Annotated in this window: 19 protein-coding genes and 1 pseudogene; 12 read left to right on the forward strand and 8 right to left on the reverse strand. The window is 58.3% G+C overall.

Annotated features, from left to right (window positions below; all coding sequences use genetic code 11):
* Nucleotides 1-161 (forward strand): annotated as a pseudogene (locus ACW5W8_RS20890) (IS1595 family transposase); the annotation flags it as partial.
* 271 nt (nucleotides 162-432) lie between these two features.
* Here ACW5W8_RS20890 and ACW5W8_RS20895 read toward each other — a convergent pair.
* On the reverse strand, nucleotides 433-825 hold the full coding sequence (locus ACW5W8_RS20895; RefSeq protein ID WP_498630112.1) for an NUDIX hydrolase: 393 nt from the start codon (nucleotides 823-825) through the stop codon (nucleotides 433-435).
* 338 nt (nucleotides 826-1,163) lie between these two features.
* Between ACW5W8_RS20895 and ACW5W8_RS20900 the strand changes: the two genes are divergently transcribed.
* Nucleotides 1,164-2,009 carry a DUF5718 family protein gene (locus ACW5W8_RS20900; RefSeq protein WP_498630114.1) on the forward strand — a complete coding sequence of 282 codons (846 nt, stop codon included), beginning with the start codon at nucleotides 1,164-1,166 and terminating at the stop codon, nucleotides 2,007-2,009.
* A 58-nt stretch (nucleotides 2,010-2,067) separates the two neighbouring features.
* A complete protein-coding gene (locus tag ACW5W8_RS20905; protein WP_498630116.1) occupies nucleotides 2,068-2,508 on the forward strand; it encodes an acetyltransferase in 441 nt (146 codons plus the stop codon).
* Nucleotides 2,509-2,581: 73 nt separating this feature from the next.
* Here the strand turns inward: ACW5W8_RS20905 and ACW5W8_RS20910 are convergent, their stop codons facing one another.
* The 3 genes from ACW5W8_RS20910 to ACW5W8_RS20920 all read right to left on the reverse strand — a co-directional run bounded on the left by ACW5W8_RS20910 (nucleotide 2,582) and on the right by ACW5W8_RS20920 (nucleotide 4,660).
* Nucleotides 2,582-2,902: a DUF4377 domain-containing protein gene (locus tag ACW5W8_RS20910; RefSeq protein ID WP_498630118.1), complete on the reverse strand. Its 321-nt coding sequence runs from the start codon at nucleotides 2,900-2,902 to the stop codon at nucleotides 2,582-2,584.
* 93 nt (nucleotides 2,903-2,995) lie between these two features.
* The gene (locus tag ACW5W8_RS20915) at nucleotides 2,996-4,282 is read right to left on the reverse strand and encodes a citrate synthase (RefSeq protein WP_498630120.1); all 1,287 of its coding nucleotides are present in this window, start codon (nucleotides 4,280-4,282) and stop codon (nucleotides 2,996-2,998) included.
* 177 nt (nucleotides 4,283-4,459) lie between these two features.
* On the reverse strand, nucleotides 4,460-4,660 hold the full coding sequence (locus ACW5W8_RS20920; RefSeq protein WP_124929313.1) for a hypothetical protein: 201 nt from the start codon (nucleotides 4,658-4,660) through the stop codon (nucleotides 4,460-4,462).
* A 64-nt stretch (nucleotides 4,661-4,724) separates the two neighbouring features.
* Between ACW5W8_RS20920 and sdhC the strand changes: the two genes are divergently transcribed.
* From sdhC to sucD, 8 genes are all read left to right on the forward strand, one after another.
* Nucleotides 4,725-5,102: a succinate dehydrogenase cytochrome b556 subunit gene (gene sdhC, locus ACW5W8_RS20925; protein WP_021231296.1), complete on the forward strand. Its 378-nt coding sequence runs from the start codon at nucleotides 4,725-4,727 to the stop codon at nucleotides 5,100-5,102.
* Nucleotides 5,096-5,440, forward strand: coding sequence for a succinate dehydrogenase, hydrophobic membrane anchor protein (gene sdhD / locus ACW5W8_RS20930; protein WP_005333558.1), 345 nt, complete (start codon nucleotides 5,096-5,098; stop codon nucleotides 5,438-5,440). Before sdhC ends, sdhD begins: the two co-directional genes overlap by 7 nt.
* Nucleotide 5,441: 1 nt before the next feature.
* Nucleotides 5,442-7,208, forward strand: coding sequence for a succinate dehydrogenase flavoprotein subunit (gene sdhA / locus ACW5W8_RS20935; RefSeq protein ID WP_498630122.1), 1,767 nt, complete (start codon nucleotides 5,442-5,444; stop codon nucleotides 7,206-7,208).
* Between the two features lie 17 nt (nucleotides 7,209-7,225).
* On the forward strand, nucleotides 7,226-7,942 hold the full coding sequence (locus ACW5W8_RS20940) for a succinate dehydrogenase iron-sulfur subunit (protein WP_139411482.1): 717 nt from the start codon (nucleotides 7,226-7,228) through the stop codon (nucleotides 7,940-7,942).
* Between the two features lie 115 nt (nucleotides 7,943-8,057).
* The gene (sucA, locus tag ACW5W8_RS20945; RefSeq protein WP_498630124.1) at nucleotides 8,058-10,865 is read left to right on the forward strand and encodes a 2-oxoglutarate dehydrogenase E1 component; all 2,808 of its coding nucleotides are present in this window, start codon (nucleotides 8,058-8,060) and stop codon (nucleotides 10,863-10,865) included.
* 35 nt (nucleotides 10,866-10,900) lie between these two features.
* On the forward strand, nucleotides 10,901-12,091 hold the full coding sequence (gene odhB, locus ACW5W8_RS20950; RefSeq protein ID WP_498630126.1) for a 2-oxoglutarate dehydrogenase complex dihydrolipoyllysine-residue succinyltransferase: 1,191 nt from the start codon (nucleotides 10,901-10,903) through the stop codon (nucleotides 12,089-12,091).
* Nucleotides 12,092-12,322: 231 nt separating this feature from the next.
* Entirely contained in the window at nucleotides 12,323-13,489 is a 1,167-nt protein-coding gene (sucC, locus tag ACW5W8_RS20955) for an ADP-forming succinate--CoA ligase subunit beta (RefSeq protein WP_498630128.1), read from the forward strand.
* Entirely contained in the window at nucleotides 13,489-14,361 is an 873-nt protein-coding gene (gene sucD, locus ACW5W8_RS20960; protein ID WP_005346088.1) for a succinate--CoA ligase subunit alpha, read from the forward strand. The genes sucC and sucD overlap by 1 nt, the downstream gene beginning before the upstream one ends.
* Before the next feature lie 96 nt (nucleotides 14,362-14,457).
* Here sucD and ACW5W8_RS20965 read toward each other — a convergent pair whose 3' ends face one another.
* From ACW5W8_RS20965 to ACW5W8_RS20980, 4 genes are all read right to left on the reverse strand, one after another.
* Nucleotides 14,458-15,102, reverse strand: coding sequence for a hypothetical protein (locus ACW5W8_RS20965; protein WP_139407497.1), 645 nt, complete (start codon nucleotides 15,100-15,102; stop codon nucleotides 14,458-14,460).
* A gap of 531 nt (nucleotides 15,103-15,633) precedes the next feature.
* Nucleotides 15,634-17,040: an FAD-dependent oxidoreductase gene (locus ACW5W8_RS20970; protein WP_498630130.1), complete on the reverse strand. Its 1,407-nt coding sequence runs from the start codon at nucleotides 17,038-17,040 to the stop codon at nucleotides 15,634-15,636.
* Nucleotides 17,041-17,058: 18 nt separating this feature from the next.
* A complete protein-coding gene (locus tag ACW5W8_RS20975) occupies nucleotides 17,059-18,795 on the reverse strand; it encodes a putative 2-aminoethylphosphonate ABC transporter permease subunit (protein ID WP_498630132.1) in 1,737 nt (578 codons plus the stop codon).
* Nucleotides 18,792-19,886 (reverse strand): putative 2-aminoethylphosphonate ABC transporter ATP-binding protein, encoded by a 1,095-nt coding sequence (locus ACW5W8_RS20980; RefSeq protein WP_498630133.1) that lies wholly within the window; start codon nucleotides 19,884-19,886, stop codon nucleotides 18,792-18,794. The genes ACW5W8_RS20975 and ACW5W8_RS20980 overlap by 4 nt, the downstream gene beginning before the upstream one ends.
* A 482-nt stretch (nucleotides 19,887-20,368) precedes the next feature.
* Here ACW5W8_RS20980 and ACW5W8_RS20985 point away from each other — a divergent pair, with 482 nt between their 5' ends.
* Nucleotides 20,369-20,752 carry a GNAT family N-acetyltransferase gene (locus tag ACW5W8_RS20985; RefSeq protein WP_498630135.1) on the forward strand — a complete coding sequence of 128 codons (384 nt, stop codon included), beginning with the start codon at nucleotides 20,369-20,371 and terminating at the stop codon, nucleotides 20,750-20,752.
* Nucleotides 20,753-20,982 lie beyond the last annotated feature (230 nt).

Genomic DNA, 20,982 nt, shown 5'->3' on the forward strand with positions numbered 1-20,982 from the left:
TGAAAGAGTGGATGGAGCGTTTCCATGGCGTGGCGACGCACTACCTGAAGAATTACCTGGGTTGGCGCAGGATGCTGGAGCGTTACGGGAGAGGCGTGAATATCAAAGCATGTTTGCATGAGGCGCTGGGGCACCCCATGCAACACGTAATTGGGACATAGCCATACTTTTCGGCGGCTTGCCGCCAGATCCGCTTCAACCCCTTGCCAGTAGCTGGCAGCTTCTTCCGTGGTCAGCGGCGGTAAAAAACCGACCGAGGCGCCGCTATTGACACAATCTTGCAGCAGGGCGTTGAGCGCGTGTTGGTAGGTCGCTGCGCTATTAACTTCCACAATATCCATCTGACATCCTTGTCGTTGCGTTGTTATGTGGCTGACTGCCACCGTTGGTGAATTTGAGGTGGGTACGTATGCTCGCCGCGGGTACGGCTTGTCAGCGGATCAGCTCCTGCTCAACCAGCCAGGTAAACAGCAGGCGGGAGACGGGGGAGAGCTCATCGAGGTGAGAGCTGTCGAGCCAGCGCAGTTCGGCAATTTCTGCCGAGGCGACCGGGGAGCCGCTCGCTTCGCCGGTGTAGCAGCGCAGTCGCACCTCGACCCCTGCCGGTTTGCCATCGGCCTGGGCGCTGAACTCGCAGGCAAAGCGCAGGGTATCGGGTTGCAGGGTGACGGCCAGCTCCTCCTCAATCTCGCGGATCAGCGCCGCCTCATCGCTCTCGCCCGGTTCCCGCTTGCCGCCGGGGATGTAGTAGATGGCCTTGCCGTGGGAGCGGGCGCAGAGCAACTGCTGATCCTTGAAGGTGAGCCAAGCGAGTTTGTCGATCATCCGTTTTCTCTCCGATGGGGTTGTCGTGATGAGCTGGGGCACACCCAAGCGCACAGCTGTTTTGCATGCAGGCAGCCTAACAAAGATGAGGTTGAGTCCCAAGGGGAAAGAGGGGATAAGCCGGAAACGCACTGTTTCCAGCTCGGTGGTCGCGTAGTTGAAAGAGTGCGCAAGGGCAGTCTCGCCACAGCCGCCTCATCCCTAAAAAAGCGGTCTGGCGCACACCACGGCAGGGCCGGACTGGGCGAAGGCGGGGGCCTTGTGGTTTAATCTTGCCACTTTAGCGGTAGTGGGCGACGAGCCTGCTACCTTGCGTTGGCAAGATGCAGGTGAGCAAGATGCAAGTGACAGCAGAGAGCAAGTTTATCGGACTCGGGGTAGCGGGCAATTTCGCCGGTCATCTGGAGCAGGCGGGTGAAGCGTCGGATTTCGTGGCGGTCGTGGTGCGCGATACCACCGCACCCAAGGCGCTGTTCCCCTTCTTCGTGCCGGGTCATCCGGGTCAGCTAGGGGTCTTTCCGCTGAGCAATAACGCCATCTTCCTGCCGGAAGCGGCGGTCAGTGGTGACGAGAAGGTGCAGATTGAGCCGGAAGTGGCCCTCTGGTGCGAGCTGGAGTATGCCGACAAGCAGGTGGTGGCGATCCATCCCCGTGCCTTTGGCGCCTATAACGACTGCTCCATCCGTCGTCCCAATGCCAAGAAGATTAGCGAGAAGAAGAACTGGGGTGAAGAGAGCAAGGGGTTGGCGGCCAACCTGCTGCCGCTTTCCGGTTTTGCCGCCGGTTGCGAGCTCGATGACTATCGCATCGCCTGCTATCTGGAGCGCGATGGCGAGCTGCACGCTTACGGGGTAGACAGCGCTGCCATCGACTACAGCTACTTCCACGGTCAGCTGCTCGACTGGGCCATCGACAAGTTCAACCATCAGCAGGATGAAGGTCCGGCGGAGCACATTCAGGGGCTACTGGCGCAGGCGGGGCATCCTCCCCACGCGCTCATCAGTATCGGCGCCACCCGTTATACCCCGTTTGGCGAGACCCACTTCCTCAAGCCCGGCGACACCTCCTGTGTGGTGGTCTATCCGGGCAGCCGCTACAGCGAAGCGGATATCCGCGAGGCGATCCGTACCCGCAGCTTTGGTGCCGATGTGTCGGTGCTGCTGCAGGCGGTGCAGGCGCGCTAATCAGGTTGGCTCGCGGGGAGGCCACCGCCATCCTGCGGGCTGCAACAAAGAGTCATTGATGAAGATTGATACTGCAACGCGGGCCGATTATCCGGCCCTGATCGCGCTGTGGGAGGCCTCGGTGCGGGCGACCCACCACTTTCTGCCGGAGGCCGAGATCCTGGCTCTGAGGCCCCTTATTCTCGAACACTACTTCGATGTGGTGACACTGCACTGTGCCCGGACGGAGGAGGGGCACATTGCGGGTTTTAGCGGAGTGCACGAGGGCAAGCTGGAGATGCTGTTTGTGGCTCCCGAGGCGCGCGACAGTTGTGTGGGGCGTTTGCTGGTGGCGCATGCGATCACGCAGGGCGGCGCGACGCAGGTTGACGTCAACGAGCAGAACGAACAGGCGGTGGGCTTCTATCTGAAGATGGGGTTCACCGTGATGGGCCGCTCGCCGCTGGATGGACAGGGCAAGCCCTATCCGCTGCTGCATATGGCGCTGACGCCGACTTGATTGCTCCTGATGAGGAGCTGTACCCATAAACGAACGGGGGATGGCGTCTGCCATCCCCCGTTTTTTGATCTTGTTACTTGCTGGCGACCTTGCTGACCACCTTGATCAGTTGATAACGCAGGGAAGAGGCATCGGCCGGTACGTTGGTAAGCTGCTCCTTGCTGACCGTTAGCTGATACTGGTAGCCCGGCTCGAACTGGAAGCCCTCAATGTTCTGGTAGAACAGCGTCCAGGGCTGCTGCTCGTCGCTGCGCACTTGCATGCACTGCATCGGACCGACCCCGACGCAATCGACCAGCTGGCTGTTGATATAGAGGGTTTCCCCCTGTGAAGGGGCCGGTGCGTTCTGGCAGGCGGTCAGCAGCAGGGCGGCGCTGATAAATAGTGGTTTCATGATGGACTCCTTCAACGCGAAAGGGGCATTAGAGCGGCAAACAAAAAGGCGGTCAATGACCGCCTTTGTAACAAACCATATCAGCGCCGTGCTTTAGCGCTGCTCGAGCGGGGTGAACTCGCGTAGCGGGTGCCCCACGTAGAGCTGGCGTGGACGACCGATCTTGCCATCCGGATCGGAGTGGAATTCGTTCCAGTGGGCAATCCAGCCGATGGTACGTGAGATGGCGAAGATCACGGTGAACATACTCATCGGGATGCCGATCGCCTTCATGATGATGCCGGAGTAGAAGTCTACGTTCGGGTAGAGTTTCTTCTCGACGAAGTAGGGGTCAGAGAGCGCAATGCGTTCCAGCTCCATGGCCACGTCCAGCAGCGGATCCTTGATCTGCAGCTCGGTCAGTACCTCGTGACAGGTTTCGCGCATCACGGTGGCACGGGGATCGTGGTTCTTGTAGACGCGGTGACCGAAGCCCATCAGGCGGAACGGATCATTCTTGTCCTTGGCCTTGGCGATGTACTCGGGGATGCGATCCACCGAACCGATCTCTTCCAGCATGCGCAGGCAGGCTTCGTTGGCACCACCGTGGGCCGGTCCCCACAGGGAGGCGATCCCGGCGGCGATACAGGCGAACGGGTTGGCACCGGAGGAGCCAGCCAGACGAACGGTGGAGGTGGAGGCGTTCTGCTCGTGATCCGCATGGAGGGTAAAGATACGATCCATGGCGCGTTCAACGATGGGGTTGACCTTGTACTCTTCGGTCGGCACGCCAAACATCATGTGCAGGAAGTTGCCTGCATAGGAGAGGGCGTTACGCGGCTGCATGAACGGCTGGCCGATGGAGTACTTGTAACACATGGCGGCCAGGGTCGGCATCTTGGAGAGCAGACGGAAGGCACAGATCTCGCGATGCTGCTCGTTGTTGATGTCGAGGGCATCGTGATAGAAGGCGGAGAGGGCGCTGACCACACCGCACATGATGGCCATGGGGTGGGAGTCACGACGGAAGCCGCGGAAGAAGAAGGCTATCTGCTCGTGCACCATGGTGTGGCGGGTGACCAGACGTTCGAATTCGGCATATTGCGCCTTGGTGGGCGCCTCGCCGTACAGCAGGATATAGCAGACTTCCAGATAGGTGGCCTGGGTAGCAAGCTGGGCGATAGGGTAACCCCGGTGCAGCAAGACACCCAGATCCCCGTCAATGTAGGTAATGGCAGATTTGCAAGAACCGGTGGCCATGAAACCGGGGTCAAAGGTGAAATACCCCTGTGATCCCAATTTTCTGACATCGATGACATCCGGGCCGATGGTGCCGGAGAGGATCGGCAGTTCGACCGGATCTTTTCCGGGCAGGTGTAGGGTGGCTATCTTATCAGCCATAGCACGTCTCCTTTGCTCTTTATAATTTGGTTCCAGTCCTACTCTATTACGACTTTTATGACGCTGGCAAAGGTTGTTACCCATACCAAGGCGGCTGGAGCGCCTTATTTGAAACAGAGTTCCTTATCAATGTCAATTTTGCTGAAACCCCATTAACGGCATTAATGAAATGTTAAATTAAATATGCGATCGAGTTTGCGGTTTTGTGTTTTCTTTGTAGCTGATTGATTGTCTTCGGTTAAGGCCGCCGATATACTGCGCCACGTGGGTCATGGCTGCGGGTGTTTGAAACGCTTTGGCAAAGCCTGATGTGAAACCGAAAACGCGCGTTTTGGCTTTTTCAGAGTGTTTTGGTAACAAAAAACCAACAATCACCATCCCGTGCCCTCAAGTGTGAGTTAAAACAATAACTAACGTGCTCAATGGAGCTGAGTGGGCAAGCGTGAAAAACAAACAGAGACCGGTCAACCTCGACCTACAGACGATCAGCTTTCCTGTCACTGCCATTGCATCCATCCTGCACCGTGTTTCAGGGGTCATTACCTTTGTTGCACTGGGCATCTTGCTGTGGATGCTTGGTACTTCACTCGCCTCTCCCGAAGGGTTTGCTACCGTGGTTGCCATCATGGACAACTTCCTGGTCAAACTCGTGCTGTGGGGGATCCTGACTGCGCTGGCATACCACATTGTGGGCGGCTTGCGTCATCTGGTCATGGATATGGGCTATTGGGAAGAGCTGGAATCCGGCAATCAGAGCGCCCGCGTGGCCTTCGTGATCACCGCGATCCTGGCTGTATTGGCGGGAGTGCTTGTATGGTAACCAATTCTGCAACCTTCGGGCGCAGCGGCGTTCATGATTACATTCTGATCCGCGCCACCGCCCTCATCATGACCTGTTATGTCCTCTATCTAGTGGGCTTTGTCGCGTTCAACGACATCACCTACGAGGTGTGGGCAGGCTTCTTCGCCAAAACATTCACCAAGGTATTCACCCTGTTGACCCTGCTCTGCGTACTGATCCACGCCTGGATTGGTCTGTGGCAGGTGCTGACTGACTATATCAAGCCGGTAGGGCTGCGCGGGGCGCTGCAATTTGCCCTGGTCGTGGTGCTGTTTGTCTATCTGATGACGGGTTTCGTCGTGCTGTGGGGTGTGTAAGGTGACTATTCCAACTCGTGAATTTGATGCGGTGGTGATTGGTGCCGGTGGTGCCGGTATGCGCGCCGCGCTGCAGATTGCCCAGTCCGGCAAGAGCTGCGCTCTGTTGTCCAAGGTTTTTCCAACCCGTTCTCACACTGTTTCCGCTCAGGGCGGCATCACGGTCGCGCTGGGCAATGCCCACGATGACAACTGGCAGTGGCACATGTATGACACCGTAAAAGGCTCCGATTACATCGGTGATCAGGAAGCCATCGAGTACATGTGCAAGACCGGCCCCGAAGCCATCTATGAGCTGGAGAACATGGGCTTGCCCTTCTCCCGTTTCGACAACGGCACTGTCTACCAGCGTCCGTTTGGCGGTCAGTCCAAGAATTTCGGTGGCGAGCAGGCTGCTCGTACCGCTGCGGCGGCCGACCGTACCGGCCATGCCCTGCTGCACACCCTCTATCAGCAGAACGTCAAGAACAAGACTACCGTCTTCTCCGAGTGGTATGCGCTGGATCTGGTGAAGAACCAGGACGGTCACATCGTTGGCTGTACCGCCATCGATATGGAGAGCGGCGAAGTGGTCTACTTCAAGGCCAAGGCCACCGTGCTGGCCACCGGCGGTGCCGGTCGTATCTACCAGTCCACCACCAATGCCCACATCAACACCGGTGACGGTGTCGGCATGGCGCTGCGTGCCGGGGTAGGGGTGCAGGACATGGAATTCTGGCAGTTCCACCCGACCGGCATCGCCGGTGCCGGGGTGCTGGTGACTGAAGGTTGCCGTGGTGAAGGCGGCTATCTGCTCAATAAAGATGGCGAGCGCTTCATGGAGCGTTATGCCCCCAACGCCAAGGATCTTGCCGGTCGCGACGTGGTGGCTCGCTCCATCATGATCGAGATCCGCGAAGGGCGTGGCTGCGACGGTCCCTGGGGTCCGCACATCAAGCTCAAGCTGGATCATCTCGGTAAAGAGGTGCTGGAATCTCGTCTGCCGGGCATCTGCGAACTCTCTCGCACCTTCGCCCATGTGGATCCGGTCAAAGAGCCCATCCCGATCATCCCGACCTGCCACTACATGATGGGCGGCGTGCCGACCAACGTGAATGGCCAGTGTCTGGCGCAAGACAAGGATGGCAACGACGTACCGGTGGTCGGCCTGTTTGCGGTGGGCGAAATTGCCTGCGTATCCGTACACGGTGCCAACCGTCTGGGTGGCAACTCCCTGCTGGATCTGGTGGTGTTCGGTCGTGCCGCCGGCATGCATCTGGTCAACACCCTGGGCGAGATGGATCACGGTCGCGATGCCTCCGAATCCGATATCGATGCAGCCATGGCGCGCTTCAACCGTTGGGAAAATTGCCGTGACGGCGAAGACCCGGTGCAGATCCGCAAAGACCTGCAGCGTTGCATGCAGAACAACTTCTCCGTATTCCGCGAAGGGGATGCCATGGCAGAAGGGCTGGCCGAGCTGAAACTCATCCGTGAGCGCCTCAAGCATGCCCGTCTGGACGACACCTCCAAGGAGTTCAACACCCAGCGCATCGAGTGCCTGGAGCTGGACAACCTGATGGAGACTGCGTTTGCCACGGCAGTGGCGGCCAACTTCCGTACCGAGAGTCGCGGTGCTCACAGCCGCTTTGACTTCCCGGAGCGTGACGACGAGAGCTGGTTGTGCCACAGCCTCTATCACCCGGACACCGAGTCCATGACCCGTCGCGCTGTCAACATGTCACCCAAGACCCGTGAGGCGTTCCCGCCCAAGGTCCGGACTTACTGATTGCGGAGCCAAGCCCTATGAACGTCACTTTTTCTGTCTACAGATACAATCCGGATGTTGATAACGTCCCCCATATGAAGGAATATCATCTTGATATTCCTGAAGGTTCCGACATGATGGTGCTCGACGCACTGATCCAGTTGAAAGAGCTGGATCCCACACTCGCCTTCCGCCGCTCTTGCCGCGAAGGGGTCTGTGGATCAGACGGTCTCAACATGAATGGCAAGAACGGTCTTGCCTGCATCACCCCGCTCTCCGATCTGCTGAAGAAGGGCAATAACGTCGTTATCCGCCCCTTGCCCGGCCTGCCGGTGATCCGCGATCTGGTGATTGACATGACCCAGTTCTACACCCAGTGGGAGAAGGTCAAACCCTTCCTCATCAACGATGACAAGTTGCCGCCGGTGCGTGAGCACCTGCAATCCCCCGAAGAGCGCGCCAAGCTTGACGGCCTGTACGAGTGCATTCTCTGTGCCTGCTGCTCCACTTCGTGCCCCTCCTTCTGGTGGAATCCCGACAAGTTCATCGGTCCGGCCGGGCTGCTCGCCGCCTACCGCTGGCTGGCTGACAGCCGCGATACCGCGACCACCGAACGACTGGGGAATCTGGACGACGCATTCAGCGTGTTCCGCTGCCATGGCATCATGAACTGCGTGAACGTCTGTCCGAAAGGCTTGAACCCGACCAAGGCGATTGGCCAGATCAAGTCGATGTTGCTCAATCGGGCTGTTTAGTATCAGGGCCGGCCAGGTGCTGGCCCGACCTCTGGATAGCCATCCCACCCGTGGCAGGATGGCTATTTGACCCCTACAAGCTGCGCAGCAGTAACAAGAAGTACAAGGGATAGAAATGCATAACGGCGTGATGAAGGCCTGGTTGGAGTCATCTCACCTGGCTGGTGCGAATGCAAGCTATATAGAGGATTTGTACGAATCCTTCCTAGAAAATCCTGACTCCGTGTCCGACGAGTGGCGCAGCCTGTTTAGCGAGCTGCCCCAGGTCAATGGCCATGCTGTTGAACAACCCCACTCCCAGGTCCGCGATTATTTCCGTCGTCTGGCCAAGGATCCCTCCCGTTACAGCGCGCCTGTCTCCGATCCGCAAGTGGATGCCAAGCAGGTGCGGGTATTGCAGCTGATCAACGCCTTCCGTTTCCGTGGTCACCAGAATGCCAATCTGGACCCGCTGGGCCTGTGGCAGCGTGAAACCGTTGCCGAACTGGATCCTGCGTTCCACAACCTGCAGGGCGCAGACATGGAGGCCACCTTCAATGTGGGCTCCTACGCCATCGGTCGCGAGACCATGGTGCTCTCCGACCTCTACGCCTCACTGAAGAAGACCTATTGCGGCTCCATCGGTGCCGACTACATGCACCTCACCTCCACCGAGGAGAAGCGCTGGCTGCAACAGCGTCTCGAATCCATTGAAGGGAAGGGGAGCTACACCCTCGAAGAGAAGACCCGTTTCCTCGAGAGCCTGACCGCCGCCGAAGGGCTGGAGAAATATCTGGGCGCCAAGTTCCCGGGAGCCAAGCGCTTCTCGCTGGAAGGTGGCGACGCCATGATCCCCATGCTCAAGGAGCTGATCCGTCGCGCCGGTGAGCAGGGCTGCAAAGAGGCCGTTATCGGTATGGCCCACCGCGGTCGTCTCAACGTGCTGATCAACGTGCTCGGTAAACGGGCGCAGGATCTGTTCGACGAGTTTGCCGGCAAGCATGGCGAATCCTGGGGTACCGGTGATGTGAAGTACCACATGGGCTTCTCCTCCGACTTCGCCACCCCGGGTGGCAACGTCCACCTGGCGCTGGCGTTCAACCCCTCTCACCTCGAAATCGTCAACCCTGTGGTCATCGGCTCGGTCCGTGCCCGGATGGATCGTCGCGGTGACAAGGATGGTTCCAGCGTGTTGCCCATCACCATTCACGGTGACTCGGCCATGGCCGGTCAGGGCGTGGTGGCCGAGACCTTCAACATGTCCCAGACCCGCGCCTATGGTGTCGGCGGGACGGTGCGCATCGTCATCAACAACCAGGTGGGCTTCACCACCTCCTATATCCGTGACCTGCGTTCCACCGAATATTGCACCGACATCGCCAAGGCGGTGCAGGCACCGGTGCTGCACGTCAACGGGGATGATCCGGAGGCTGTGGTGCTGGTGACCCAGATTGCACTGGATTACCGCAACACCTTCAAACGCGACGTGGTGATCGAGCTGGTCTGCTACCGTCGTCACGGTCACAACGAAGCGGACGAGCCGAGCGCGACCCAGCCGCTGATGTACCAGAAGATCAAGCAGCACCCGACCCCGCGCAAGATCTACGCCGATCAGCTGGTGGCCGAGGGGAGCCTCGCTCAGGAGCGGGCGACCGAACTGGTCAACGAGTATCGTGAAGCGCTGGATCGCGGCGAGCGGGTGAGCAAGGAGTGGCGGCCGATGGAGCTGCACTCCGTCGACTGGACCCCTTATCTGGGCCACGACTGGAACATGGCCTATGAGAGTGCCGTGCCGATGGATCACCTCAAGAGCCTCGGCGAGCGGGTGAGCCAGTATCCGGCCACTCACGTGCTGCAGCGTCAGGTCGAGAAGATTTACGAAGACCGCCGTCTGATGGCCGCAGGCGAGAAGCTGGTGGATTGGGGCTTTGCCGAGACCCTGGCCTACGCCACCCTGGTGGACAAGGGGTCCCGTATCCGCTTTACCGGTGAAGACTCCGGCCGTGGCACCTTCTTCCACCGCCACGCAGTGCTGCACAGCCAGACCGATGCCAGCACTTATACCCCGCTGTGCAACCTGCACGACGAGCAAGGCCCGTTCGAGGTGTATGACTCTGTGCTGACCGAGAACGCGGTACTGGCCTTTGAATATGGCTACGCCAGCGCCGAGCCGGCTGGCCTCACCATTTGGGAAGCCCAGTTCGGCGATTTCGCCAACTGTGCCCAGGTGGTGGTGGATCAGTTCCTCTCCTCCGGCGAGCAGAAGTGGGGCCGGATGTGCGGCCTGACCATGCTGCTGCCGCACGGTTACGAGGGGCAGGGCCCGGAGCACTCCTCCGCCCGTCTGGAGCGTTATCTTCAGATGTGCGCTCAGCACAACATGCAGGTGTGCGTGCCCTCTACCCCGGCGCAGGTGTTCCATATGCTGCGTCGTCAGGTAGTGCGCCCGATGCGCCGTCCGCTGATCGTCATGACGCCCAAATCCCTGCTGCGCCACCCGCTGGCGGTGAGCAAGCTCGAAGAGCTGGCAGAAGGCACCTTCCAGAACGCCATCGGCGAGATCGATGCGCTGGATCCGAAAGCGGTCAAACGCGTGGTCTTCTGCTCCGGCAAGGTCTACTACGACCTGCTCGATGCCCGTCGCAAGGCCGAGCAGCACGATGTGGCGCTGGTGCGAATTGAGCAGCTTTACCCCTTCCCGGAAGAGGAAGTGCGCGCCATTCTGGCCAATTACAGCCATGTCACCGACTTTGTCTGGTGTCAGGAAGAGCCGCAAAACCAGGGCGCCTGGTACTGCACCCGTCACAACTACGATGAGGTGCTGCCGACCGGAGCCACCCTGCGTTATGCCGGTCGCCCCGCGTCAGCCTCACCGGCCGTTGGTTACATGTCTGTCCACGCCAAGCAGCAAAAAGCCTTGGTGGAAGATGCCCTTACCCTGTAAAGCCTCTGGCATAGAAGTAAAAAGGAACTGATTGGATGACTATCGAAATCAAGGTACCGGACCTGCCGGAATCAGTGGCGGATGCCACCATTGCCACCTGGCACAAGAAACCGGGTGATCTGGTTGCCCGTGATGAAGTGCTGGTCGACATCGAAACCGACAAGGTGGTGCTGGAAGTGCCGGCACCGCAAGCTGGCGTACTGGGCGACATCCTGCAGGCAGAGGGGGCGACCGTCCTCTCTCGCCAGCTGATTGCCACCATCAAGGCGGCTGCCGTAGCCGGTGAAGAGACCAAAGAGAAACCCGCTGAAGCGGTTGCCGATGACGGCGCCGATGGTCTGAGCCCCTCGGTGCGCCGCCTGATTGGCGAGCACGACATCGACGTGGCCAAGCTGACAGGTACCGGCAAGGGCGGTCGCATCACCAAGGATGATGTGGAAGCCTTCATCAAGGCCAAGAGCCAGCCTGCGGCAGCCGCACCGGTCGCCGCTGCCGCTCCGGCAGCCAAGGTTTCGCCGCTCAGCGGTCGCACCGACAAGCGGGTACCGATGACCCGTCTGCGCAAGCGCATTGCCGAGCGTCTGCTGGAAGCGAAAAACACCACCGCCATGCTGACCACCTTCAACGAGGTCAACATGAAGCCCATCATGGATCTGCGCAAGCAGTACGGCGAGATCTTCGAGAAGAAGCACGGCATCAAGCTCGGCTTCATGTCCTTCTACGTGAAGGCCGTGGTCGAATCCCTCAAGCGCTATCCGGAAGTGAACGCGGCGCTTGATGGTGATGACGTGGTTTACCACAACTACTTCGACGTCAGCATCGCCGTTTCCACCCCCCGTGGTCTGGTGACGCCGGTGCTGCGCGACTGCGACAACATGAGCCTGGCGGACATCGAGAAGGCCATCAAGGATCTGGCGGGCAAGGGCCGTGACGGCAAGCTGACGGTGGATGAACTGACTGGCGGCAACTTCACCATCACCAACGGTGGCGTGTTCGGCTCCCTGATGTCCACCCCGATCATCAACCCGCCCCAGAGCGCCATTCTGGGCATGCACAAGATCCAGGATCGCCCGATGGCCGTTGACGGCAAGGTCGAGATCCTGCCGATGATGTATCTGGCGCTCTCCTACGATCACCGTCTCATCGACGGACGCGAATCGGTAGGCTTCCTGGTCTCCGTCAAGGAGCTGCTGGAAGACCCGACCCGTCTGTTGCTGGACGTCTAAGCCAAGAGCACCCTGGCAAAGGGCCGAAGCCCCGAGCCGTGTGTGTTGCTGGACGTCTAAGCCTGTGGCACCCGGGCAAGGGGTTTGCGCCCCGAGCTGAGTGTGCTGCTGGACGTTTGAGTAATACCCGAGCGAACGAAAGATAACGAGGGGCCCCCGAGGCCCCCATTCACAGGGGATTGAGAAACACCAGCCCCGGACGGAAATACCTACAACACGGATAGAGCATCTATGAATCTGCATGAATATCAGGCAAAACAGCTGTTTGCCGAGTATGGCCTGCCGGTCTCCGAAGGTTATGCCTGTGCTACCCCACAAGAAGCGGCCGAAGCGGCCGACAAGATTGGCGGCAATACCTGGGTCGTCAAATGCCAGGTACACGCCGGTGGCCGCGGTAAAGCGGGCGGCGTAAAAGTGGCCAAGAGCAAGGATGAGATCCGTGCTTTTGCCCAAAACTGGCTTGGCAAAAATCTGGTGACCTACCAGACCGATGCCAACGGCCAGCCGGTCACCAAGATCCTGGTGGAATCTTGCACCGACATCGCCAAAGAGCTCTACCTGGGCGCCGTGGTTGACCGTGGTTCGCGCCGCGTGGTCTTCATGGCCTCGACCGAAGGTGGCGTGGATATCGAGAAGATTGCCCACGAAACCCCCCATCTGGTCCACAAGGCGGCCATCGATCCGCTGGTGGGTCCGCAGGCCTATCAGGCCCGCGAACTGGCCTTCAAACTGGGTCTGGTCGGCGATCAGATCAAACAGTTCACCAAGATCTTCATGGGTCTGGGCCAGATGTTCCTGGACTGCGATTTCGCGCTGCTGGAGATCAACCCGCTGGTGATCACCGCGCAGGGCAACCTGCACTGCCTGGATGGCAAGATCAATATCGACGCCAACGCACTGTATCGTCAGCCCAAGCTGCGCGAGATGCACGACCCGTCACAAGATGACCCCCGCGAAGCGCACGCCGCCCAGTGGGAGCTCAACTATGTGGCCCTCGATGGCAACATCGGCTGCATGGTCAACGGCGCGGGTCTGGCCATGGGCACCATGGACATCGTCAACCTGCACGGCGGCAAGCCGGCCAACTTCCTTGACGTCGGCGGCGGCGCCACCAAGGAGCGGGTGACCGAGGCGTTCAAGATCATCCTCTCCGACAGCAACGTCAAAGCGGTGCTGGTCAACATCTTTGGCGGCATCGTGCGCTGCGACATGATCGCGGAAGGCATCATCGGTGCGGTCAAGGAAGTGGGGGTCAAGGTGCCCGTCGTGGTCCGTCTGGAAGGCAATAACGCCGAGCTGGGTGGTATCAAGCTGGCCGAGAGCGGCCTCAACATCATTGCGGCCAAGAGTCTGACCGATGCCGCGCAGCAAGTCGTAAAAGCAGCGGAGGCCAACTGATGAGCGTACTGATCAACAAGGACACCCGAGTCATCTGCCAGGGCTTTACCGGCGGTCAGGGTACTTTCCACTCCGAGCAGGCGCTCTCCTACGGCACCCAGCTGGTCGGCGGCGTCTCCCCGGGCAAGGGTGGCACCACCCATCTGGGCCTGCCGGTGTTCAACACCGTCCGTGACGCGGTCGAAGCGACCGGCGCCACCGCCACCGTCATCTATGTTCCGGCACCGTTCTGCAAGGATGCGATCCTGGAAGCGATCGACGCGGGCATCAAGCTGATTGTCACCATCACCGAAGGCATCCCGACGCTGGATATGCTGGACGTCAAAGTGAAGCTGCAAGAGACCGGCGTGCGGATGATCGGCCCCAACTGCCCGGGCGTGATCACCCCGGGTGAGTGCAAGATCGGCATCATGCCGGGCCACATTCACAAGCCGGGCAAGGTGGGCATCGTCTCCCGCTCCGGCACCCTGACCTACGAAGCGGTCAAGCAGACCACTGACGAAGGCTTTGGCCAGTCCACCTGCGTCGGTATCGGTGGTGACCCCATCCCGGGCTCCAACTTTATCGACATTCTGGAGATGTTCCAGAACGACCCGCAGACCGAAGCGATCGTGATGATCGGCGAGATCGGTGGCAACGCCGAGGAAGACGCTGCTGCCTATATCAAGGCCCACGTCACCAAGCCGGTGGTCTCCTATATCGCGGGTGTTACAGCCCCTCCCGGCAAGCGGATGGGCCACGCTGGCGCCATCATCTCCGGTGGCAAGGGTACTGCCGCCGAGAAGTTTGCCGCGCTGGAAGATGCTGGCGTGAAAACTGTCCGCTCCCTGGCCGATATCGGCAAAGCCCTGCGCGAAGTCACCGGCTGGTAATTCCTGTTAGCCCGTTATCTCTAATAAAAATGCCGCCCAATGGGCGGCGTTTTTATTTATGTCTAATTGTCTCAAAAATTTTAGCTCATCTGAGTATTAAAATCTTTGCTCAGCAACATCGGCCATTATTCTATCAACCTCTTCACTTTCACAGTCGGTTGCTACCATCCAAAGATAAATACCATAGGCTCTTATCATCCGATAGTAATCGACAGCTTCCTTCATTGTTGGTAGAGCAGTACCTGCATCATCATGAGTTAATTCATTTCGTCTATCAACCAATTTGGTTATTTTATCTATGTCATCATCATCGATCTTGTTGTTCCATTCAGTTAGTTTTTTCTTGTTGTATGGGCCATTGAAAGATACAAGGAAATCTTTAAATATCTCAAAAAGTTCAATGATTGCAAGTTTTGCAATTACAGGCTCAGCCCTAGATACGCCGTTAGGAATACTTTTGAATGGTGCTTTAATACCACCGTTTTTATTTCTAGTTGGTTTATCACCAAGAATCATGGCAGATAGAACAGACATTTCATTACTTGTTTTAAAACAGTAGGGGTGAGTTCTTATGATTTCTTTTTCATTTGCAGGGGCAGATAGATATGGCCCATCTTTCCACGCCAAATTATCGTCTCCACAGCAATTTGGATCTAACATTTTCTCTGCTGATCTTGCCAAGTCAAACACCCAAGCGCTATCCAATGCGGCTTCATTTATTTTCTTTAGAAAAGCTTTCATTTTATTTTCCTAACGAGTGAAGTAAGATGCCTGCTATATATTGGTTGGTGTTTTACGAATCATTTTAATAGGCGATTGATAAGTGTCAAAATAGATGCTAATCGTTACACTCAAAGAAGATAGTATGCCACAGGACCTACATGAATTTTATAGTGGCAGATCAATCTTTTAAATTTGATAAAAGTCATCTCGTATGTTGGGTTAAAAAGGTAGGTTGGTGCTGAACGAAGTGAAGCCCAACGTTTACCGTGAAATATGTTTGTCAATCTGTTTACGGCTCGGTCACATCATTGTTTATCCTGCTCTGTCTGGCGCAATCACGCTCGCCTGTTGGGCTTCGCTACGCTCTGCGCCAACCTACAAATCATGCTATCTCAATCCTGCCGTCGCAGGGGTCAATCAGCTGATCACGCTTGGTGATAATGCCCCCTCAGATTTCACCTGTAAAAATGCCGACCCTCGGGTCGGCATTTTCAAGAAATTGGCTGTGGGGCGAAATAGTATGGGAAATAGTTGCCCTCTATCACCGGGCTATTTATCCGCCTTGCCCGCCGCATCGGCAAGTTTGGCCAGCTGTTTGTCATACCAGGCCACCGGGCGGTTCTCATCTTCCGCCTGCTCTTTGCGCCGGATGGCATTGCGCACCGCCATGGCCCCCAGCCAGCGGAATGGCTCTGGCGGAAAATAGCCGCGCGGGCCGCTGACCAGCGCGCAGTCGCGCCACGGCTTGTCCTCCTCCCGTACTTCATCACGCACCAGGGCCGCCAGGATCTGGCCGCCGATCCAGCTCTGGGCCACTCCGTTGCCGGAGTAGCCGAGGCCATAGACGATATTGGGCTGACCTCGCCAGTGACCGAAGAAGGGGAGGCCATCTACCGAGCGGTCGGAGGCGCCGCACCAGCTGGCGGCGATGGGCACCTCTTTGAGCGCCGGAAAGAAGCGGCGCAGGGTGCGGGTGAGGGGGGCAAGATAGCGGCTGGGGGCATCGAACTCGGCCAGATGGCGGTTGGCAAAGGCGAAGGTGTTGCCCCCCTTGCCCAGCATCAGCCGCCCTTGCGGGGTGGAGCGGTAGTAATGCACAAAGGTGCGGCCATCCACCACGGAGCGGCCGTGCGCAAGCTGCTGGGCAGCCAGTGCATCCGGCACGGGGTCGGTTATCACCATATCGGAGGAGACCAGCACTATACTGCGGCGAAACTCGCGAAAGTGCTGCACCATGGCGCTGTTGAGGGCCAGCACCACCTTGCGGGCACGCACCTCGCCCTGTGGCGTTTGCACCCGCGCAGGCTGGCCCGCCTCAAGGCGCCGCATGGGGGAGTGTTCATAGACCTCGACCCCCAGTTCCCGCGCCACCCGCAGCAGGCCGCGCACCAGCAGTGCCGGTTGCACCGAACCCGCGTGGGGGCTGTAGAGCCCCTCCAGATGAACGTGGGAGCCGCTCTGGCTCGCCAGTTCACCCTCCGCAATCGCCTGCCACTGGTTAAGGTCGGCTCGTTTTAGTTCCTGCAATACCGGCTCCATCAGACCGCGCTGGGCCTCGCTGGTGGCGGTGTAACAGGTGCCCTCGACCCTCAGCTCTGCCTCTATGTGGTGCGTTTCGCAGAAGTGGGCGATCTCGTGTACCGCCTGCTCGGAGCGTTTTACCAGCCAGGCGGCCTGCTGCTCGCCAAAGAGGCGCTTTAAGGTCAAATACTTGGCCGACCAGGTGAGCAAACAGCCGCCGTTGCGCCCGGAGGCGCAGCTGCCGCAGCGATCTTTCTCCAGCACCATGATGCGTAAGGCAGGTTCGGCCTGTTTAAGGGCGATGGCGCTCCACAGCCCGGTAAAGCCGCCACCGACGATGCAGACATCGACCTCGTGGCTGCCGACTAGGGGCGTGGGTGGTGCGGGTTGTTCGGCGGCGAGCGCTTCGGCCAGCCAGAAGGGGAGAGTGGACATGATGACTCCTCGATGAGGTTATGGGTGGCGCCAGCGCTGGGTGCGATCCAACAGGGCGCGGCTCAAAAAGAGCTGGAGCAGCTTGACGGTGGCGGCGGCCAGCAGGATCAGGGTGGCCATGGCAGCGGCCGCGGCGGTATCGCCGGAATCCTCCATGTTGAGCACGGCGATGGAGGCGAGCACGCTGTCGCTCGAGTAGAGGAAGGTCACCGCCGAGGTGGTGGTCATGGCGTTGACGAACAGATAGATAAAGATCTCCAAGAGCGCAGGCAGGGAGGCGGGCAGGGTGACTCGCCAGAACGCCTTCCAGAGCGGAATGCGCAATGAGATGGCCACCAGCTCCAGCTCCTTGGGCAGTTGCTTGAGGCTGGTCAGCGCCGTCATATGACCCACGGTGTAGTAGTGGATGACGCAGGAGAGCACCATCAGCGGCAGAGTGCCATAGAGAGTGCCAAAGAGTGGATTGCCGTTGAAAAAGAAGATGTAACCCAGTCCCAGCACCATGCCGGGCACCGCCAGCGACAGCATGGCGAGCAGATGCAACAGCTGGCGCAGCGGCGCGAAGTGGCGTCCCTTCTCCTGCGCCCAGGCCAGCACCATCACCAGCACGGTACCGATAAGCGCGGTATAGAGGCCCAGCTGCAAGGTGTTGGTAAAGGGCTGCCAGCCGTAGACGCTGTTGCTGTCAAAGGCGTAGTGATCGAGCGTCAGAGCGAGGTTGTAGGGCCAGAACTGCACCAGGGAGCCGTAAACGGCCATCCCCACCAGCGCCAGAAACAGCAGGGCCCAGAGCGAGCACCAGCCGAGCGCCAGCAGATCCCGCAGCCGATGGGGTTTGGGGCTATAGGGCACCGCCTTGGTGCTGCTCTGCTCCTGCATCTTGCTGCGTACTCTGTGCTCCAGGGCAAAGCTTAACAGTGCCGGCAGCAGCAGGGTGACGCTGGCAACGGCGCCGAGGGAGAAGTTCTGCATCCCGATCACCTGCCGGTAGATATCGGTAGCCAGCACGCTGTACTGGCCGCCAATCACCTTGGCCACCCCGAAGTCGCAGATGGTGAGGGTGAAGACGGCGATGGCGGCGCTGAGCAGGCCATAACGGGCGGTAGGCAGGGTGACAGTGACAAAGGTGCGCCAGCCGCTGCTGCCGAGCACCCGGGAGGCTTCATAGAGGCGGGCATCGCTCTGACCGAGCGCCGTGATAAGGATCATCAGGGCGTGGGGAAAGCACCAGAAGCCCAGACCAATGACGATGCCGATGGGGCCGTAGATGCTCTCGCCGCCAAGCAGCCCCTTGGCGATCCCCTGATTGCCAAACCAGTAGACCAGACTGATGGCGGGCAACAGGGAGGGCATCAGGAGCGGGGTCAAACCGATGAGGCGAAACAGGGGCTTGCCCGGCATACAGGTGCGGGTGAGGGCGTAGGCGTAGCCAAAGGCGATGGTCACCACCAGCGCGGTGATCAGCACCCCGAGCCAGAGGGTGTTGCCTATGGTGCGCCCCAGATGAGGGGAGTCGAAGTAGGCGCTGAAGTTGGCAAGGCCCACCCAGAGGCCGTTCTCATCCTGCAGACTCTTTTGCAGCATGGTGAGCAGTGGCAGCAACAGACCGCCGGTGAGCAGGGCGATGCCGAGCACCAGCAGGATCAGTTGCAGCAGCTGATCCCGGCTCCAGCCGCGACAGAGCCGCTGCCAGCGGGCGTCTTGCCGGGCTGTCGCTGGCGGCAACAGGGAGGAGGTCGCGAAGGGGGCTGTCATGGGCGCTCTCCTTCAAACAGTTGCATCGCCCCGGCGGGCCAGTGCAGCGAGCAGCGCATGCCGCTGCGCCAGCCACCCTGTTCGTGGTGGGGCAGCTCATGGGTCGGGCGCTCCACCAAAATTTGTTGCGGGCCCAGATAGGTGTCGGCGGTGCAGATAAGGCGCTGGGCGGCGCCGAGAAACTCCACCTGAACGATGGTTGCTTCAATGCAATGTTGGCCAAGAGACAGCTCGCTCGGCGCACTCAGGGTGATCGCCTCGGGGCGGATCGCCACCTGCAATTTGCTGCCGGCCGCGGCCCGATTGGCGAGTTGCAGCGGTTGTTCGTTGAGGCGCACCTGAGTGGGGCTCAGCACCAGGGTGTCGAGGAAGTTCATGGTGCCGACGAAGCTTGCCACGAAGCGGCTGGCAGGCTGGTGGTAGATCTCCTGCGGGGTACCCACCTGTACGATGCGGCCGCCCTCCATCACCACGATGCGGTCGGCCATGGTCAGCGCCTCTTCCTGATCGTGGGTCACCATGATGGTGGTGATGCCAAGGCGCTGCTGCAGGGCGCGGATCTCGCTGCGAAGATGGGTGCGTACCAATGCATCCAGCGCGCTGAGCGGCTCGTCCAGCAACAACAGACCGGGGGAGAGGGCGAGCGCTCGGGCCAGCGCCACCCGTTGCTGCTGGCCGCCGGAGATCTGGCTCGGGTATTTGTGGGACTGGGCCGTGAGATCCACCAGCCCCAGCCAGTGGTCCACCCGCTCCTTGATGAGATCCCGCGCCAGCCCCTGATTCTCAAGGCCGAAGGCGATATTCTGGGCCACCGTCAGGTTGGGGAAGAGGGCATAGGACTGAAACACGATGCCAAAGTCGCGCTGCTGGGGCGGCAGGCGGGAGATATTGCGCCCCCCTTGCCAGATCTCGCCGCTGTCCGGCAGATCCAGCCCGGCGATGGCTCTGAGCAGGGTGGTCTTGCCACAGCCGGAGGGGCCGAGAAAGCAGATAAACTCCCCCGGCTCAATGGTCAGAGAGATCCCCTTGAGGGCCTGAAAAGCACCGAACTGCTTGTTGAGATGTTGAATGTCCAGATAGGGCTGGGTCATGGTTCGACTCGCTACTGATTTGGTATATACCAGTTTGCGGGTGAAGTGTGACGGTCAGGTGATCGGGGGATGACAGCTTGATGATAGTCAGATGACGACGGGATGGAAATCAGGGGGATATTATTGTCCGGATTTTTCCTTGAATCGTTCAGGAAATTAAATTCTTGCATTTATTTGAGGCGAGAAAAAGCCTTTCCATTTTTATAACCTTCTGATGAACTTGATAGATAGCGATGATGTTCAACTAGCGCAGATAAATAAGGCTATACCTTTCAAATAATTATAACTTGAGGTCCATAATCAGAATGAATGCCAACTATGCTTTTTTCCTAATTGACATGCTCATACAACCATGGAAAAATTCTTGGTTGCGGCTGAATTATTTAATCTCCTAATTGCTTTCTTTATAATGTTAAAGTTTGATAGGTAATAAAATGCATTTACGTCCTTCATTGATATCTGAACTTGTCTCTTTTCACAACATGGAGATTTCGTCAGAGAATAATAAATATATTCAAGCGTATACACATGAAGAGCATATGCTTGCCTATCATCAGGACAATACGCACTATCTCACTGTTATCGAGGCGGGGGAGTGTATCGGGTTTATTATTTTGGTGTGTGATGAACAAGGCATTGAGTTCCGCAGGATTGTGATCACCAAAAAAGGTAGCGGATTAGGTCAGTCAGCCTTGCTGGAAATGGAAAAGTACTGCTTGGCTCATTTCAATGAAAAAAGAATATGGCTGGACGTGTTTGATTATAATCTGAGAGGGATTCATATTTATGAAAAATCTGGATATAAAAGAGTCAGCTCAGTCGCTCATCCCAAAGAGAATTTATTCATTTATGAGAAAAATATTTAATCCTGTTGTGCTATAAATTAAATGTTATCCTCTGCGTAACTCAACAAATGAGATGTATCTAAAGTTAACGGTGACATAAATATCTCGTTTCGTTAGCTCGCTTCACATAAAAAGCCCACTCAAAATATGAATGGGCTTTAATAAGGCTATGTCCCAATTACGTGTTGAAAGGCTAAGCTTGAAGTAGGCCATCACCTTGAGGTCTACCATCATGGATACCCCAGCCTTTC

The organism is Aeromonas aquatilis (assembly GCF_054052405.1).

Bases quoted from the DNA above. Each gene is read 5' to 3' on its own strand.
- ACW5W8_RS20895 (WP_498630112.1), bottom strand. From the start codon at position 825: ATGATCGACAAACTCGCTTGGCTCACCTTCAAGGATCAGCAGTTGCTC.
- ACW5W8_RS20900 (WP_498630114.1), top strand. From the start codon at position 1,164: ATGCAAGTGACAGCAGAGAGCAAGTTTATCGGACTCGGGGTAGCGGGC.
- ACW5W8_RS20905 (WP_498630116.1), top strand. From the start codon at position 2,068: ATGAAGATTGATACTGCAACGCGGGCCGATTATCCGGCCCTGATCGCG.
- ACW5W8_RS20910 (WP_498630118.1), bottom strand. From the start codon at position 2,902: ATGAAACCACTATTTATCAGCGCCGCCCTGCTGCTGACCGCCTGCCAG.
- ACW5W8_RS20915 (WP_498630120.1), bottom strand. From the start codon at position 4,282: ATGGCTGATAAGATAGCCACCCTACACCTGCCCGGAAAAGATCCGGTC.
- ACW5W8_RS20920 (WP_124929313.1), bottom strand. From the start codon at position 4,660: ATGGTGATTGTTGGTTTTTTGTTACCAAAACACTCTGAAAAAGCCAAA.
- sdhD (WP_005333558.1), top strand. From the start codon at position 5,096: ATGGTAACCAATTCTGCAACCTTCGGGCGCAGCGGCGTTCATGATTAC.
- ACW5W8_RS20940 (WP_139411482.1), top strand. From the start codon at position 7,226: ATGAACGTCACTTTTTCTGTCTACAGATACAATCCGGATGTTGATAAC.
- sucA (WP_498630124.1), top strand. From the start codon at position 8,058: ATGCATAACGGCGTGATGAAGGCCTGGTTGGAGTCATCTCACCTGGCT.
- odhB (WP_498630126.1), top strand. From the start codon at position 10,901: ATGACTATCGAAATCAAGGTACCGGACCTGCCGGAATCAGTGGCGGAT.
- sucC (WP_498630128.1), top strand. From the start codon at position 12,323: ATGAATCTGCATGAATATCAGGCAAAACAGCTGTTTGCCGAGTATGGC.
- sucD (WP_005346088.1), top strand. From the start codon at position 13,489: ATGAGCGTACTGATCAACAAGGACACCCGAGTCATCTGCCAGGGCTTT.
- ACW5W8_RS20965 (WP_139407497.1), bottom strand. From the start codon at position 15,102: ATGAAAGCTTTTCTAAAGAAAATAAATGAAGCCGCATTGGATAGCGCT.
- ACW5W8_RS20970 (WP_498630130.1), bottom strand. From the start codon at position 17,040: ATGTCCACTCTCCCCTTCTGGCTGGCCGAAGCGCTCGCCGCCGAACAA.
- ACW5W8_RS20975 (WP_498630132.1), bottom strand. From the start codon at position 18,795: ATGACAGCCCCCTTCGCGACCTCCTCCCTGTTGCCGCCAGCGACAGCC.
- ACW5W8_RS20980 (WP_498630133.1), bottom strand. From the start codon at position 19,886: ATGACCCAGCCCTATCTGGACATTCAACATCTCAACAAGCAGTTCGGT.
- ACW5W8_RS20985 (WP_498630135.1), top strand. From the start codon at position 20,369: ATGGAGATTTCGTCAGAGAATAATAAATATATTCAAGCGTATACACAT.